The following is a 16,431-nucleotide window of genomic DNA, read 5'->3' on the forward strand; positions in this document are numbered from 1 at the left end:
GCGTCAGTCCAGCCGCAGCGCCATGTGTTCTTCGTCGTAGAAGCGATCACCGACACGCATGGCGCGGCGCTCGACGCCGAAGGTTTCGAAACCCGCGTTGCGATACAGCTGTTGCGCACGCGGGTTTTCGGCATTCACACACAGGTGAATCTGCAGCACGCGTGCGGTGCGCGCATGCGCAATCGCGGCATCCAGCAGACGCCCCGCAATCCCGCCCCGCCGATGCGCCGGGTCGACAAACACCCCCCACAACACCGCCTTGTGCGCAACCTGCGCGAGCGGCTCACGACGCAAACCGGCAATGCCAATCAACTCGGGCCCCGCAAACGCACCGAGTACAACCTGGTGATCGGTCGTGCAAATACGGTTGCGCGTTTCCTCCAACGTGCGCCCCGATTCTTCATCGTGCGTCGGCCAGATGGCAGTGGGTGCATCCTGAATGGCCTTCAGACGCAGCGCCTTGAAGGCCTCAGCATCCTCGTCAATCAGCGGGCGGATGGCGATGGTGCACATGGCTGCTTGGCCTCGACGTTGAACGCCTCGCCCGTTGCAAAGAAAGCACCGCCCGCGAGGTAGTGCACGGTCTTGCTGCCGGCATCGGTGAAGTGCCAGCGGCCGTTGCTGAACAGCGTGGGGTCCGCCCAGGCGGCCGTGACTTCGGCGATGAAGAGGTCGTAGCGCTTCTCGTTGTGCGGCTCGGGAATGACGCGGCACTCCAACCAGGCTGCGCAGCCAGCCACCAGTGGTACGTCGATGGTGCGGGCGCGCATGGTGTCAAGGCCGAGGGCATCGAACTTGTCACCATCGCGACCGGAGAGCGTACCGACGGTCAGCGTGGTCTCGGCAATCGCGCGGGTGGGGATGTTGAGTGCGAACACGCCGGAGGCTTCGATCAGCTCGCGCGTGAGTGTGCGGCTGTCGACCACGACCAGCACCTTGGGCGGATCAAAGTCGAGCGGCATCGCCCAGGCGGCGGCCATGACATTACGTACGCCGTTGTGGGCGGTGCTGACCAGCGTGGTCGGGCCGTGGTTCAGGAGGCGGTAGGACTTCGCCAGCTCTACCGGGGCCAGCGTGATGGGGGTGGACATGATGACTGGGGGCCGCTTTAGGGAGGCGTCATCATAGGGCAATGGTGCTGCGTGTGCTGGTGGTGGTGTTCTGGTTTTTTTGTTGTTGGTTTAGCCCCTGTTTCATCCCCTGCCGGGGATGGACCACCAAAAACAGAACCCCGGCGATCACACAACCGGGGTTCTGATTTACTCAGCAACGCGCTTAGCAATATGCTCCAGCGCCTCCTCCACCTGATCAATCAAGATCAGGCAGAGGTCGCCAGGCTGCAGGCGGCCCAGCGCCGTGTCGATGGCCAGGAACTCACCGCGGATCTCGTCGATGCGGCTGGTGCGTTGCGCACCTTGCAGCCCCTCGCGCAGCAGCGCCAGGACCTCGCCATCTTCCCGGCCACGCTGGCACTGATCTTCGTACAGCAGCACATCATCAAACACGCCGCCAAGAATCTGCGTCTGCTTGCGGATGTCTTCGTCACGGCGGTCGCCCGCGCCGCTGATCACCACCGAGCGGCACTTGGCCGGCATCGTTGCCACGGCATTGCACAGGGCCTGGATGGCATCCGGGTTGTGACCGTAATCGGCGATGAGCGTCGCGCCCTTGTAGTCGAACAGGTTGAAGCGGCCCGGCGCCGTGGCGGCGTCATTCACAAACGTGGCCAGCCCGCGGCGGATAACCGCCCAGTCAATGCCAAGCGCCCATGCAGCGGCAATCGACGACATCGCGTTCTCGACCTGGAAGCCGATCGTGCCGTTGCGGGTGAGCGGAATGTCGGCCAGCGCGATGCGCGTTTCATTGGCGCCTTCGGTCGCCACGATCTCAGCACCTTCGACAAACACGACACGCTTGCCCTGGGCGCGATGCAGCGCCATGGTCGGCAGGCCGACGTCCTGCGCAAAGAACGTGATCGAACCCGGGCAGGCATCGGCCATGCGCGCGACCATCGGGTCGGCGGCGTTCAGCACAGCCATGCCGTGCGGCGCCACGTTCTGCACGATCACGCTCTTGAGTACGGCCAGGTCTTCCACCGTGCTGATGTAGTTCAGGCCGAGGTGATCGCCTTCGCCCACGTTGGTCACCACGGCCACGTCACAGCGGTCGAAAGCGAGGCCTTCGCGCAGCAGGCCGCCGCGCGCGGTCTCGAACACGGCAGCGTCCACGTCCGGGTGCAGCAGCACATTGCGCGCGCTGCGCGGGCCGCTGCAATCGCCGGTGTCGATACGCTGGCCCTGGATGTACACGCCGTCGGTGCCGGTCATGCCCATGCGCAGGCCGCTGGAGGCCAGCAGATGCGTGATCAGGCGCACCGTCGTGGTCTTGCCGTTGGTGCCGGAGACCGCCACCACGGGAATACGGCCGTCATCGCCGTCGGCAAACATCGTCGAGACGATGGCCTCGCCCACCGCGCGGCCTTTGCCGTACGACGGCTGCAGGTGCATGCGCAGGCCGGGCGCGGCGTTGACTTCTACGATGCCGCCGGCCTGGTCTTCGAACGGCTTGAGCATCGTTTCGCAAACGGCATCCACACCGCAGATGTCGAGCCCGACCATCTGCGCGGCCGCCACGGCACGCGCCGCAATGGCCGGGTGGACGTCGTCGGTCACGTCGGTGGCGCTGCCACCCGTGGAGAGGTTCGCGTTGTTGCGCAACACCACGCGCGTGCCCTTGGGCGGCACAGCGTCTGCGCTCAGGCCCTGCTTGGCGAGCGTGGCCAGCGCGATGTCGTCAAAGCGGATCTTCGTGAGCGACGTGGCATGTCCTTCACCACGGCGCGGGTCGCGGTTCACCTCGTCGACCAGCTCACGCACGGTGTGCTTGCCGTCGCCGATGACCTGCGGCGGATCACGGCGCGCGGCCGCCACCAGATGCTTGCCCACCACGAGCAGGCGGAAGTCATGACCGGGGATATAGCGCTCGACGATCACGTCCGACGAGATGTCGGCCGCCACTTCGTAGGCCGTCTTCACCTCTTCCTGCGTGCGGATGCGCACCGCCACGCCCTTGCCCTGGTTGCCGTCACGCGGCTTGACCACGACCGGACCGTTGATCTCCTGCGCAGCTTCCCAGGCCTCTTCGGCGCTGCGCACCGAACGGCCCAGCGGCACCGGCACACCGGCTGCGTGCAGTAGGGTCTTGGTCAGGTCCTTGTCCTGCGCAATGGATTCGGCCACTGCGCTGGTCATGTCGGTTTCGGCGGCCTGGATGCGGCGCTGCTTGCTGCCCCAGCCAAACTGCACCATCGAGCCCTGCGTCAGGCGGCGATACGGAATGCCGCGCGCCACCGCAGCGTAGACGATGGAACCAGTGCTCGGGCCCAGGCGCACGTCTTCGTCCAGATCGCGCAGGCGGTGCAGCGCGTCGTCCAGATCGAACGGCTGGTCGTCACGCGCGGCCAGGCAGAGTTGGCCGGCCAGCTCGAATGCCAGCCGCCCCACTTCCTCTTCGGTGTATTCGACCACCACCTGGTACGTGCCGGGCTCGAGCGTCGGCTCGGTATGGCTGAACGTGACCGGGCAGCCAGCGGCGGCTTGCAGGCCCAGCGCGGCGGCCTCCAGCGCGTGCGCGATCGACGGCGCATTGGCCTCGTCATCCGGGCGCATCGGGCCGATGGCCGGGAAGCGCGCACGCAGGCGGTCTTCAAAGCCCGGCAGTTCGGCCAGCAGTTGGGATTGATCCGAGCAGGCCACGATGGCCTCGATGGCCGTGTGACGACACCAGAGATTCGGGCCGCGCAAGGCCCGGATACGAGAGACTTCCATGCAATCAGCTTTCCGTTGTGCTTTGGGCTTTCGTTTTGACCTTAGGCCCGGTGTTCCAAGCGACCCATCCACTGATGGACCTGCTCGACAGTGCCCTCGATCGCGCATTCGTCGCTTTGCAGAACAAGCAGGTCACCGGCCTTGAGCTGCGAGAGTGCCGCTTCCACGGCATCCCAACGCTTGCCCCCGTCGACGACGATCTCGGCCACGCGGCCGCCTTCCTGCAGCCCTTGCTTGAGCAGTGCACGCGCCTGTGATTCGAACTGGGCATCCACACGCTTGACGCTGGCGTCTTCGCACAGCAGCACGCGGTCGAACGTCCGGCCGATGACGGTGCCTTGCGCTACCAGGTCTTCATCACGGCGTTGCAGGCCGGCGCCGAAGACGAGCGTCCGGCGTTCGGCCGGGAAGTTGTCCAGCGCAGCAGCCAACGCCCCGAGTGCCAACGCATTGTGCGCATCGTCCACCACGATCGTGGCGCCGTTGTGCTGGAACAGCGTGAAGCGGCCCGGCACGTCCACCTGGCCCACGTCAAACGTGACAATGCCGGCGCGAATCAGATCATTCGAGATGCCCAGCGCCCATCCGGTGGCCACGGCCGCCAGCACGTTCTCGACCTGGAACGGCACCCGGCCTGCGTAGGCCAGCGGAATGGCCGACACCTCGGCCAATGCCACCTCGGTCTGGCCGGTGGCGAGCACCACCTTGCCGTCGCGCACGAACACGGCCCGCTTACCTGCGGCGCGATGCGCGGCGATGGCAGGCAAGTCACCCGAGAGGGCGAAGAAAATCACGTCGCCATCGCACAGCTCGGCCATTTCGACCAGACGCGCGTCGGCGGCATTGAGCACGCCCACGCCGGTTTTCAGCACAACGTCGATCTGCGTACGCAGGACGCTGTACATGCGGTCGTCGTCTTCAACGTAGAAGTCACCCAGGTGATCGGGCTGGCCGAAGTTGGTGACCACGCCGACCTGGCAACGGTCGTACGGCAGACCCTGCGACAGGATCATGCCGCTGTCGCTTTCGAACACGGCGGCTTCCACCGCGCGGTTCATCAGGATGCGGTGGCACGCGTCCCAGGCAGCACGATCGCCGTGGGTACCGCGGTTGTTGCTCATCTCCACCTGGCGGCGGTCCAGGTACAGGCCGTCGCTGCAACCCAGACCCGTGTGCTTGCCGGAAAGCTGCAGCAACTGCGCCACCAGCTTGGCCACGACGGTCTTGCCGTTGGTCCCCGTGATGCCGACGATGGGGATGCGGCCGTCGTCCTGCACGCCATCCTTGTCGGAGAACAGGTGGTCGACAATCGCGCGGCCCACCGGGCGCGGTTCACCCTCGGCAGGGCGGATATGCATCAGCAGACCCGGCCCGGCGTTGACTTCGACGACGGCGCCGCGCTGTTCATCCAGCGGGCGCGAAATATCTTCAGCCACCAGATCCACGCCGGCAATGTCCAGCCCGACTACCCGCGCGGCCAGCGACACATGGGCTGCCACGCTCGGGTGCACACGGTCAGTCACGTCAAAGGCGACGTTGCCGTTGCGCTGGATCAGCACGGTGCGGCCGGCGGGCGGCACGGCGGTGCCGTCGGCATAGCCTTGGCGCTTGAGCTCCAGGCGCGCGGCAGAATCCAGGCGCACGGGGTTCAGCGGGTGCTCTTCGGTGGGGCCACGGCGCGGGTCGGCGTTGATCTGCGATTCGATCAGCGCGTCGATGGTGGAGGTGCCATCGCCCACGACCGATGCGGTCTCACCCATGGCCGCTGCCGCCACGCGGCCGCCCACCACCAGCAGGCGGTGTTCGTTGCCGGAGACGAAGCGCTCGACGATCACGCCGTTGCCTTCTTCGATGGCCACGGCGTAGGCGGTTTCCACCTCTTCGCGCGTCATCAGATTCGTGAAGACACCGCGGCCGTGGTTGCCGTCGTACGGCTTGACCACGACGGGCACGCCGATGTCTTCGGCGGCGTCCCAGGCGTCTTCGGCGCTGTCGACCATGCGGCCTTCCGGCACGGGCACGCCGCACGACTGCAGTAAGCTTTTCGTCAGGTCCTTGTCGCGCGAGATCGATTCGGCAATGGCGCTGGTGCGGTCCGTCTCGGCCGTCCAGATGCGGCGCTGGCGTGCGCCGTAGCCCAGTTGCACGAGGTTGCCGTCGGACAGGCGAATGGACGGGATCCCACGGTCATCAGCGGCATCCACGATGCAAGCCGTGCTGGGGCCAAGGCAGTGGTCGTCCACCAGATCACGCAACGTTTCGACGGCCGCGTCCACGTCGAATGGGCGGTCTTCAATGGCGGCCATGACCAAGTCACGCGCAGCAAGCAGTGCCGCACGGGTCACGTCTTCGTGCCAGGCACGCACGATCACCTTGTAGACGCCACGGATCGGGGTCTCGCGGGCCTTGCCGAAACCGCCCGGCATGCCGGCCAGGTTCTGCAGCTCAAGCGTGACGTGTTCCAGGATGTGGCCAGGCCAGGTGCCTTCCTTCAGGCGCATCAGGAAGCCGCCGCGCACGCCGGGGCTGCAGCGGTGCTCGATCAGCGTTGGCAGCCACGTCGACAGGCGCTCATAGAACCCCGGAATCGTGTTGGAAGGAAAATCTTCCAATTCACCAATGTCGACCCATGCCTCCAGCACTGGCCGATATGTCCACATATTCGGGCCGCGCAGCGACATGACATCGAGAATCTCAATGTCCTTCTTCTTCATCGAATTAGCTTGGAAAGCAGGGGCGGAATGCCCGTGAAATCGGCCGTGAAATCGAACCGTTACCTTTCAATAACGTTACAACGGCTTCGGCGTTGACCTCTTGAGCCAGAAGTGCGTTGTGCAGCGCACCAAATGCCCGGCTCGCTCGGCTATGTATACTTGCGAGCAAAATTTGCGGGCCGCCGGGTGCTCAACGCACACGATGGCCGCACCATTGCTCCGATTTATGTTCGTCCTTTACCCGTTTTGGGCCGTTTTTTGGGCCATTTGGACGCGCTTTTTGAATTCTTTGCGCCGCTCATGACCCAGTCCTCCCCAACATCCGCCCCCAACGTTGCCCGCGCTCAGGACCCCTGGAGTGTCGAGCTCGGCTCAAGCCTCGCTCCAGAGGAAACCGTCCTGGCTGGGCTTCAGCTCGATTTGGACGCAAGGCTGCATTTTACCCACGGGTGGCTGGTTGTTACGAATCGCCGCCTGATCGGGCGGGCACCGGGCGGAAAGGACTTGCAAAGCTGGGACATCGCGCCCGGCATGAAGCTTTCGCATACCGACCACGCCGGCGTGGGTACGCTGGAGCTGGCCGACGGCCAGCAGCGCCTGGCAGGCTGGCGGTACACGCTGGGCCACAACGCCGACGCCTTGCGCCTGGCCGACGTGTTCGACGCGCGCCGCAACGCATTGATCGCAGGCGCGGAGCCCACCCCGGCTGATGCAGACGTCTGCCCGACCTGCAAGGCGCCGCTGCCGCCCGGTGAAGACACCTGCCCCCAGTGCAGCCGCGAGCTGGAACAACCGCCCTCCACCTGGGCGCTGCTGCGCCTGTGGCGCTTCGCCCGGCCGTATCGGTGGCAGTTGCTGGCAGGCTTCGCCCTGCTGCTGCTCGGCACCGGCGCCACCTTGATCCCGCCGTACCTGACGATGCCGTTGATGGACAAGGTGCTGATCCCGTACCAGAACGGCACCCCGATCGACTACGGCCTCGTCACGCTCTACCTGTCCGGCCTCTTTGGCGCCGCCCTGGTGGCATGGTCATTGGGCTGGGCGCGCACCTATCTGCTGGCGCGCGTGTCCGAGCGCATCAGCGCCGATCTGCGCACCACCACCTACGAGCACCTGCTCAAGTTGTCGCTGGAGTACTTCGGCGGCAAGCGCACCGGCGACCTGATGGCACGTATCGGCTCGGAGAGCGACCGGATCAGCGTGTTCCTGTCGCTGCACCTGCTCGATTTCGCCACCGACGTGCTGATGATCGCGATGACGGCCGTGATCCTGGTCTCGATCGACCCATGGCTGGCGCTCGTGACACTGATGCCGCTGCCGTTCATTGCGTGGATGATCCACCTGGTGCGCGACCGCCTGCGCCACGGCTTCGAGAAGATCGACCGGATCTGGTCGGAAATCACCAACGTGCTGGCCGATACGATTCCGGGCATCCGCGTGGTCAAGGCATTCGCCCAGGAAAAGCGCGAAGTGACGCGCTTTTCCGAAGCCAACAAGCACAACCTGGCCATCAACGACCGGGTGAACGCAGTGTGGTCGCTGTTCACGCCCACCGTAACGTTCCTGACCGAGGTAGGCCTGCTGGTGGTCTGGATCTTTGGGATCTGGCAGATCAGCCACAACGCTATCAGCGTGGGCGTGCTGGTGGCGTTCCTGACGTATATCAGCCGCTTCTACACGCGCCTGGATTCGATGAGCCGCATCGTTTCCGTCACGCAGAAGGCGGCGGCCGGCGCCAAGCGGATCTTCGACATCCTCGACCACGTGTCCAGCGTGCCGGAGCCGCAAAAGCCAGTGCATATCGACAACGTTGAGGGTGCGATCGAACTGCGCGACCTGGGCTTCCGTTACGGCAACCGTGCAGTGATCCGCGGCCTGAACCTGTCGATCCAGCCGGGCGAGATGATCGGCCTGGTGGGGCATAGCGGCTCGGGCAAGAGCACGCTCGTGAACCTGATCTGCCGCTTCTACGATGTGTCGGAAGGTGCGATCCGCGTGGATGGCGTCGACATCCGCTCGCTGCCCATCTCGGAGTTCCGCCGCAACATCGGCCTGGTGCTGCAGGAGCCGTTCCTGTTCTTCGGCACGATTGCCGACAACATCGCCTACGGCAAGCCCGACGCCACGCGCGAGGAAATCGTTGCCGCCGCGCGTGCCGCCCACGCGCACGAGTTCATCCTGCGCCTGCCGCACGGCTATGACTCGCTGGTGGGCGAACGCGGCCAGGCGCTGTCGGGCGGTGAGCGCCAGCGCATTTCGATTGCGCGCGCGCTGCTCATCAACCCGCGCATCCTGATCATGGACGAGGCCACATCGTCGGTGGATACGACCACCGAAAAGGAAATCCAGAAGGCGCTCGACAACCTCGTGCAAGGCCGGACAACCATCGCCATCGCGCACCGCCTGTCGACGCTGCGCAAGGCGGATCGCCTGGTCGTCATGGACCGCGGCCAGATCGTCGAAGTGGGCAACCACGACGAGCTGCTCGCGCACGAAGGGGCGTACTACAGGCTCTATCAGGCGCAGGCCCGCAATGTCGATGCCGACACCGACATGACGAGCGACGGCGAGCGTGTAGACGCTGCCGAACCCGCGTACGCGCAATAAGCGCAGCAATCACGTTTCTGGAATCGCACGGCAATGCAGACGCCCGCTCAATCCCCCGACTTCACCCTGAGCCGCAACAGCCTCGGCAAGCTGGTCATGACCCTGGCCGATGGCACCTCGCACGAAGGCGTGGTGCCCGTGCGCGCGTTTCCGATCTCCGCCGCGGGCGACGGCTTCAGCCTGATGAGCACCGATGGCCGCGAACTGGTTTGGATTACGCGGCTGGATGGGCTGCCCGAACCGACGCGCACGCTGATCGCCGATGAACTGGCCACGCGCGAGTTCATGCCCGAGATCCGCAAGATCCTCGGCGTATCGACCTACGCAACGCCCAGCACGTGGACCGTGCAGACCGATCGCGGCCAGACCGACCTCGTGCTGCGCGGCGAGGAAGACATCCGCCGCCTGACCGGCAGCACGCTGCTGATTTCGGACAGCCACGGCATCCACTACCTGATTCGCGATCACTTCGCGCTGGACAAGCACAGCCGGAAGATTCTGGATCGGTTCCTCTGATCCGCGCAGCCGCTATCTGGCGGCTGACGCGGGTGATGGCACAGGCTGCACCGTCGCCATCACTTGGCCGAGCAACGTCTCGGCCTGCTTCCAGATTGCGCGCTGGTTATAGTCACCTGCGGTGGCAACGACCACCATGTCCAGCCCAGGCACGATCCACAGGCGCTGCCCGCCCCGGCCAATGCCGCCGATCCAGTCCTGCTGCGCGCCACCCGCGTCAACCTTGCCAAGCCACCACTGGTAACCGTATTGCAGGCCAGGTTCGATGCCGGTGTCGATGCGCGGACGCGTTGATTCCACAATCCACTCGGCAGGCACGATCTGACGGCCCTGCCATTGACCGTGCTGCAGCACCAGTTGCCCGATGCGGGCTAGATCGCGCGGGCGTAACCGCAAGCCAGCGTGTGCCATCGGGCGGCCACGAAAATCGTCGACCCATTCCCAATCGGTAATACCCAGCGGTTCAAAGAGTTGCTTACGCGCGTACTCGGGCAGCGACATGCCCACGCGCTCCACCAGCAATTGCGCCAGCACGGCGGTATTGCCGCCGTTGTAGTTGAACTGCGTGCCGGCCGGCGCGGCCATCGTCCGGTCAAACACGTAGTGCGCCTGCGCGCCACGCCAGACCAAGCCAAACTCGTCGTTATCCAGGAGGCCCGTTGCATTCCACTCGCTCCAGGCCAGGCCGCTCGACATGGAGAGCATCTGCGCCAGCGTGATCGCCTCGCGCCCTTGCCCGTTGAGGTCTGCCAGATCCGGAAACAATGACAACGCGGGCGTATCGAGCTGCGGCAGCTTGCCTTGCGCCTGCGCGATGCCCCATAGCAGGCTCGTCACCGATTTGCTGATCGACCGGACATCGTGCACGGTGGTCGGGCCGAAGGTTCGCGTGGTGCGGAACAGGTCCTTGATGCGCTCGTCCTTGCCGGGCCGATAGACCTCGGCAACCAGACGGCCGTTGCGGACGACGAGCAGGCTGTGGAAGTTGACATCGCCCTCGGCAAGGTTGCGCAGGACGGTGCAAAGGCGGTTGGCATCGAAGCCGGCAGCGGCCGGGCTCGCTTCAATCTGCCAGCCGTCGTTCAACGGGGCGGGCACATCGCACGGCGGCGCGGCGAGCGCGATGTGCGTGCATACGATCAAGCCCAACGCGACGCCTGCGCGGGCAAGCCAGCCGGAACTGCGATGTCGTTGCGCTCGATGTTGTTGCGCCATGTCGCCCCCACGTTGGATCGGTCGCAGGCAGTATCGTCAACCGTGTGGCGTCAACCAACCGGCTTGCGACGAACAGTCGATTCAGCGGTGTGAACGTCAGCGCAAATCGTCCAGCAGTTACACGCGGGTTGCAGCGTAGACGTAGGCGAAGACGAACGCCCCGATCACGAGCGAGGCCGAGGCCACCCAGCCAGAGACGCGCACCCGGCGCGAGCGCATTGCTGAAGCTGAGAACAGCATGCGTTCACGGCGCGCTGCTGAGCTGAGCGCAAACAGCAGAAGGCCAACCAGCCCAATCGTGGCAACGATTGCCCCGAGGGTCACGCGCGACCACGCGGCCGCGAGATGTTCACCATCCTGGTATCCGAGATAACAGCTGCCTGCCCCGATCACGATCAGGGCGAGGCCACCGAGGAGAAAACGACCACGCTCGCGGCGGGCACTCCAATCGACCGGCATCTTGTTCTTGTTTTGAAATGCAAAGCGCCAAGTATAAGTGGCGAGCAGCGCGCGACGGCGAAAGCACCCCGTGGGAGCGGCGCCAAATCGCCATCCGGAACCCTCACCCGCGTTAACATGTCGGATTAATCTGATTTCAAAAGTTACGTTACAGGCACCTATGGTCACACGTCGAACCCTTCTTGCCTCTGCCTCCGTCACCGCCACGCTGGCTGCGCTCGGCATCACGCCTGAGGCGCTGGCGGCCAGCCGCGTCAAGCTGGGTGACGCTGCGCCGTTTTCTTTCGATTCGCTGATAGAGCGCGCTCGTACGATGGCCAGCCAGCCGTACACGCCGCCCGCCACCGCGCCGGCCGACATCCTCGCCAAGATCGACTACGAAGCCCACGGCAAGATCAAGTTCGACACCGCACACGCGTTGTTTGCCGATGGCCCCGGCCAGTTTCCGGTGACGTTCTTCCACCTGGGCACGTTCTTCCGCGCGCCGGTGCGCATGCACGTGGTGGACAAGGGCGCCGCGCGCGAGGTCGTCTACGACGAGTCGTACTTCGACATGCCCGCCGACAGCCCCGCACGCAAGCTGCCGCGTGGCAGCGGCTTTGCAGGCTTCCGCTTCCAGGAAAGCCGCCTGGGCGATCAGAAGAAACTCGACTGGAAGAAGAACGACTGGGTCGCCTTCCTGGGTGCGTCGTACTTCCGCGCCATCGGTGAGCTGTATCAATACGGGCTCTCGGCACGCGGCATTGCGCTGGACGTGGCACAGGCCGGCAAGCCCGAAGAATTCCCCAACTTCACGCACGTGTGGTTCGACACGCCGGCAGACAACCGCGCCGATTCCGTGACGATCTACACGCTGCTCGACGGCCCGAGCATCACGGGTGCATACCGCTTCGTCATGCATCGCTCGAAGGGCGTGGTGATGGACATTGACACGGCTATCTTTCTGCGCAAGGACATCGACCGCTTCGGCATCGCGCCGGCCACGTCGATGTACTGGTTCTCGGAAACCGCCAAGGGCACCGCCACCGACTGGCGCCCCGAGGTACACGATTCCGACGGCCTGGCCCTGTGGACGGGCAGCGGCGAGCGCATCTGGCGCCCACTGAACGATCCGCCGCGCACGATGGCCTCGGCGTTTGGTGACAACAACCCGCGCGGCTTTGGCCTGCTGCAGCGTGATCGGGATTTCAACAACTACCAGGACGGCGTGCATTACGAGCGCCGCCCAAGCCTGTGGGTCGAGCCGCTGGAGGGCTGGGGCGAAGGCGCCGTGCAGCTCATCGAGATCCCGACCGACGATGAGATCCACGACAACATCGTCGCCATGTGGGTGCCGAAGGCACCGGCGCGCGCAGGCAACCACTACCGCCTGCGCTACCGCCTGCACTGGCTGGCCGATGAACCATATCCGACGCCACTGGCGCGCTGCGTGGCCACGCGCATGGGCAACGGTGGGCAACCGGGCCAGCCGCGTCCGCACGGTGTGCGCAAGTTCATGGTGGAGTTCAAGGGCGGCCCGCTGGAGAAGCTGCCCTTTGGCGTGAAGCCCGAAGCGGTGCTGAGCACCTCGCGTGGCACGTTCTCGTATGTGTTTACCGAAGCGGTGCCGAACGGCGTGCCGGGCCACTGGCGCGCGCAGTTCGATCTGACGGTCGACGGTAAGGAGCCGGTGGACATGCGCCTGTTCCTGCGCGTGGATGGCAAGCCGCTGTCGGAGACGTGGCTGTATCAATACCATCCGTTCCAATCCCCGGTGGGGCCGGTGGCGTCGTAAGAGACAGCGCGACCAATAAAAAAGGCGGGAAAATTCCCGCCTTATTTGTATGCGACCGTCACAACGGCCAGTGCGGGCTCCGCGCCCGGCGGGTGCGAGAGTGTGAGTTTGCCGCTGTTGCCCGCCAGCACGCCTGCCCTAAAGCCGTCATACCGCGCGCGCACAACTGCGCCATTGCCGGTGTCTTCAACGCGCCGCCATGTGTCCGATGACTTGCCGCGTGCCACGACGGACACCTGAGCAGGCACCGGCTTCACCGCAGGTGTGTTGAAGGCCACGACCACCTGATTGCCAGATGCTGCAGTACGCGCCTGCAGCCCATCCGCCGAACCGGCGGCACGCGGTCCGGCCTGCACGCTGTACCCGGTGGCAACGACAGCCCCCGTGAAGCGGATCGTGCCGCCGCTCTGGCTACCGGCGGCCAGCGCGCCGGTGGCCCCAATCGCCGCCATCAACGCGACGGCCCCTCTCGTATAACGCTTACGCATAACAACCCCCAATACCCGACCCTCGGGCGACGCTCTCTGTCCAGTCGTTTACGGACGACCAGACACGACGAATTCGTAACGGCCATTTTGTAACTGCTTGGCTCAACAATTGTTTACAGACGGAATCGTCCCACAACCCGATTCTTAGCTTTAACTCCGGGTATTCCCGATTGATCCTCAGAACCGGAAATACCGCAACCTTAGAGGTTTATGGCGTTGGCCATACCGCCAGCGCCTGCATCAGCCGTTTGCCCAGCGGAATACGCTTGGCCATATCGGCCTCGTGCGGCATGTCGATGTTCAGGGCGAACGCGTAGACCTTCCCTGCACGCTCGACCCAGCCGACCCACCAGCCGATCTCGGGCTGATACTCGGTAGCGACTCCCGTCTTGGCATACAGCGCGGCATCGCCCTGTTTCTCGATCAGCAGCATGCGGTGGACCAGATCCCACGTGCGCGGCTTCACCGGCAATTGCTTGAGCGCCAGACGGCTGGTGAAACGCGCTTCCTCGAATGCAGAGATCTCCAGCGGACCACGCAACCAGAATTGGTCAATCACGCTCCCAATCTGACGGTTGCCGTAATCAAACGCATCCACGTAAGCCTGCATCCGTGCTGGGCCGATGCGGCGCGCCACCTCTTGGTAGATGGGCACGTTGGACACCTGGATCGCCTCGGGCAGCGCCATATCCTTCTCCCACCGCTTGTAGGGCTGTGGCTTACCGCCGTAGGGGATCACCTCATGGTCATCGCGCACGGCACCGGTGTCGAAGGCGATCAGGCTGTTGGGAATCTTGAAAGTTGACGCCGGGTGGATGCGCCGCGCCGCGCGGGCCGGGTCGACCACGTAGGTGCGATCGCCACTGATATCCATGAGCACGAAGGTGCCGGTGACACCCGCCTCATCGAACACGCGCTTGAGGTCATCGCGCGCGACTAGCTCGGCGTGGGCTTGGGCGGCGCCCATTACAAAGGCACCGGCTGTGATGGCCAGTGCCAAGGTCTTCGACCAGCGAGAGAACATGGGGACTCCTTGAACGTTGTAGTTGGCTGCCGGCAAGCACCGGCGCTGCGCATCGTAGGGAGCGCACCGTGCGCTTTCCAGTACGCAAGGCGTGCTGCACGTCACACGCGTAACGCCTGTAACAAACGGCTTGGCGCACAATAACGGCAACGTTTCTCGCCTTGCCTCGCAGCCTCTGCCGCTGTTTCCGTATGCAGCCACCCAACTTGCCCGCCCTCCACCTGGAACTGACCACGCCGCAAACCGTCGACGGCCGGCGCGCACCGTTCCAGAGCCTGTGGCTACTGGTGCGGCTGGCCTATGCGCATCGCTTGTCGCCCGAGCAGCCCTTTGTGCGACTGGCGGATTTGCGTGGTGCGGTGTCGGATGCCAGCACGCAGCGCATGATGATCAGCCGTGCGTTTCGTGATTGGCAGAACTGGGGCGTGCAAGCCGGCTGGGGCGAACAGCGCGACCGCGAGCCACGCTTCCTCAACGCCGACAAGCGCAGCCAGGGCCCGTTCTGGCTCACGCCCGAAGACGCGGCGCGCGTCGTCTGCCTGGTTGAAGGGCGCATTGCTGATGACACAGACGTACGCGCCTTCCTCGGCATTGCCGCAACGGAAAGCGCCACAGACAACACCGCCGATGCGGCTGCCAGCGCGCTATCCGGCCCCGCCTCCGGCACACCCAACCCCGTGTTCTGGCACGCCTTCCTGACGGCACGCCATGCCATGCGCGAAGGGCGCCTGCTGCATGCGCTGGGCGCCGGCACGCACACCAGCAGCGCGTCTGATGCCGAGCGCGGCGGCGCCCTGCTCGCCCTGCGCCATGCCAGCGACGCCGCCGACAACGACTTCCAGCGCGCCCTCGTCACCCTGGGCGAGGCGATGGCCGCGCGCCGGCTGGGCGACTCTACGCGTGCCAGCGCTCTGCTCTCGCAACTGCGGGCGCACCGCCGCCAGCGACACGTGCTCGGCAACGACTACCTCGCCGCCATGGAGCGCGTCGTCACCGCCTGGTGCGCGTATGACCGGCGCGATCTCGACCTCGCCGCCGGCCTGCTCGCGCGCATGGCCGACGCCGAACCCGGCCGCAGCCTGCTGCGCTATCACCCGCAGATTCGGTTTGAGTGGAACAACCTCAGCGCGCTGATTGAACGTGCACGATTGCTCTACGCCGATGCAGCCGACGTTGTACCGGAAGTGAGGGTGCAAACGGCGCAGCGCATCGTCGCCCAGTTCGAAACCGCGCTGGCTGCGGCGCTGGAAAGCCAGGCATCCGACGCCGTGCAGCAGGTGGCCGCCAACCTCGGCATGACGTGCTGGCTGCTGCGGGATGTGCTGGGCAATTCAGCGCAAGCAGACGGCACGATCGATGCCGTGCGCTGGCTGGCCATGAGCGAATGGCAAGCGCTGCGCAACGGCGGACCGTTGCAATCGGCATGGAACGCCATTGCGCTGATGCGCATTGCGCGCGCCAACACACACCGCGCCCCGCTCACGCTGGCCGACCTGCAGACGCAAGCCGGCCCGTTTGCCGAAGCCTTCGACGCACGCTACTGGCCGCCGCGCTGGGCCGACGTTGCCGCGCTGCGCCTGCGCGAGCACGACAGCGGCCGCCACCGCTACGGTCATGTGCAGGTCAGCGGGCTGTTGCTGGAGTTGGCGTGGTTTGCCCATGCCGATGGCGATTACGCCACCGCCCGCGCTGCCGTGGAGCGCTTGTCCGAAGCGATGCAAGACCTCGCACCGCACGATCGCGCCTACTTCGTGCAGGCGCTGAAGCCGCTTGCGCACGCGACGGAAGCTGCGCCCTAAACAGGTCG

Annotated in this window: 12 protein-coding genes; 4 read left to right on the plus strand and 8 right to left on the minus strand. The window is 65.2% G+C overall.

Annotated features, from left to right (window positions below; all coding sequences use genetic code 11):
• Positions 1–3: 3 nt before the first annotated feature.
• The 4 genes from PI87_RS26755 to PI87_RS26770 all read right to left on the minus strand — a co-directional run bounded on the left by PI87_RS26755 (position 4) and on the right by PI87_RS26770 (position 6,541).
• The gene (locus PI87_RS26755; RefSeq protein ID WP_039600780.1) at positions 4–513 is read right to left on the minus strand and encodes a GNAT family N-acetyltransferase; all 510 of its coding nucleotides are present in this window, start codon (positions 511–513) and stop codon (positions 4–6) included.
• Entirely contained in the window at positions 486–1,091 is a 606-nt protein-coding gene (locus PI87_RS26760) for a flavin reductase family protein (protein ID WP_039600781.1), read from the minus strand. The genes PI87_RS26755 and PI87_RS26760 overlap by 28 nt, the downstream gene beginning before the upstream one ends.
• Before the next feature lie 168 nt (positions 1,092–1,259).
• Positions 1,260–3,827 carry a cyanophycin synthetase gene (gene cphA, locus PI87_RS26765; RefSeq protein WP_039600782.1) on the minus strand — a complete coding sequence of 856 codons (2,568 nt, stop codon included), beginning with the start codon at positions 3,825–3,827 and terminating at the stop codon, positions 1,260–1,262.
• Between the two features lie 41 nt (positions 3,828–3,868).
• Complete coding sequence (locus tag PI87_RS26770) at positions 3,869–6,541, minus strand: cyanophycin synthetase (RefSeq protein WP_039600783.1); 2,673 nt, start codon at positions 6,539–6,541, stop codon at positions 3,869–3,871.
• 300 nt (positions 6,542–6,841) lie between these two features.
• Between PI87_RS26770 and PI87_RS26775 the strand changes: the two genes are divergently transcribed.
• Positions 6,842–9,148, plus strand: a complete 2,307-nt coding sequence (locus tag PI87_RS26775) for a cyanophycin metabolism-associated ABC transporter (protein WP_039600784.1) — start codon at positions 6,842–6,844, stop codon at positions 9,146–9,148.
• A gap of 33 nt (positions 9,149–9,181) precedes the next feature.
• Positions 9,182–9,664 carry a cyanophycin metabolism-associated DUF1854 family protein gene (locus PI87_RS26780; RefSeq protein WP_039600785.1) on the plus strand — a complete coding sequence of 161 codons (483 nt, stop codon included), beginning with the start codon at positions 9,182–9,184 and terminating at the stop codon, positions 9,662–9,664.
• Positions 9,665–9,676: 12 nt separating this feature from the next.
• Here the strand turns inward: PI87_RS26780 and PI87_RS26785 are convergent, their stop codons facing one another.
• The gene (locus PI87_RS26785) at positions 9,677–10,879 is read right to left on the minus strand and encodes a serine hydrolase domain-containing protein (RefSeq protein ID WP_052321784.1); all 1,203 of its coding nucleotides are present in this window, start codon (positions 10,877–10,879) and stop codon (positions 9,677–9,679) included.
• Between the two features lie 117 nt (positions 10,880–10,996).
• Positions 10,997–11,338 (minus strand): hypothetical protein, encoded by a 342-nt coding sequence (locus tag PI87_RS26790; RefSeq protein ID WP_039600787.1) that lies wholly within the window; start codon positions 11,336–11,338, stop codon positions 10,997–10,999.
• Between the two features lie 160 nt (positions 11,339–11,498).
• Between PI87_RS26790 and PI87_RS26795 the strand changes: the two genes are divergently transcribed.
• Positions 11,499–13,112: a glucan biosynthesis protein gene (locus tag PI87_RS26795; protein WP_039600788.1), complete on the plus strand. Its 1,614-nt coding sequence runs from the start codon at positions 11,499–11,501 to the stop codon at positions 13,110–13,112.
• 41 nt (positions 13,113–13,153) lie between these two features.
• Here the strand turns inward: PI87_RS26795 and PI87_RS26800 are convergent, their stop codons facing one another.
• Both PI87_RS26800 and blaOXA read right to left on the minus strand, forming a co-directional pair.
• Positions 13,154–13,600 (minus strand): hypothetical protein, encoded by a 447-nt coding sequence (locus tag PI87_RS26800; protein WP_039600789.1) that lies wholly within the window; start codon positions 13,598–13,600, stop codon positions 13,154–13,156.
• Positions 13,601–13,808: 208 nt separating this feature from the next.
• On the minus strand, positions 13,809–14,624 hold the full coding sequence (blaOXA, locus tag PI87_RS26805) for an OXA-60 family carbapenem-hydrolyzing class D beta-lactamase (RefSeq protein ID WP_039600790.1): 816 nt from the start codon (positions 14,622–14,624) through the stop codon (positions 13,809–13,811).
• Between the two features lie 206 nt (positions 14,625–14,830).
• Here blaOXA and PI87_RS26810 point away from each other — a divergent pair, with 206 nt between their 5' ends.
• Positions 14,831–16,423, plus strand: a complete 1,593-nt coding sequence (locus tag PI87_RS26810; RefSeq protein ID WP_232314100.1) for a hypothetical protein — start codon at positions 14,831–14,833, stop codon at positions 16,421–16,423.
• Positions 16,424–16,431 lie beyond the last annotated feature (8 nt).

The organism is Ralstonia sp. A12, assembly GCF_000801955.1.
Taxonomy (GTDB): Bacteria; Pseudomonadota; Gammaproteobacteria; order Burkholderiales; family Burkholderiaceae; genus Ralstonia.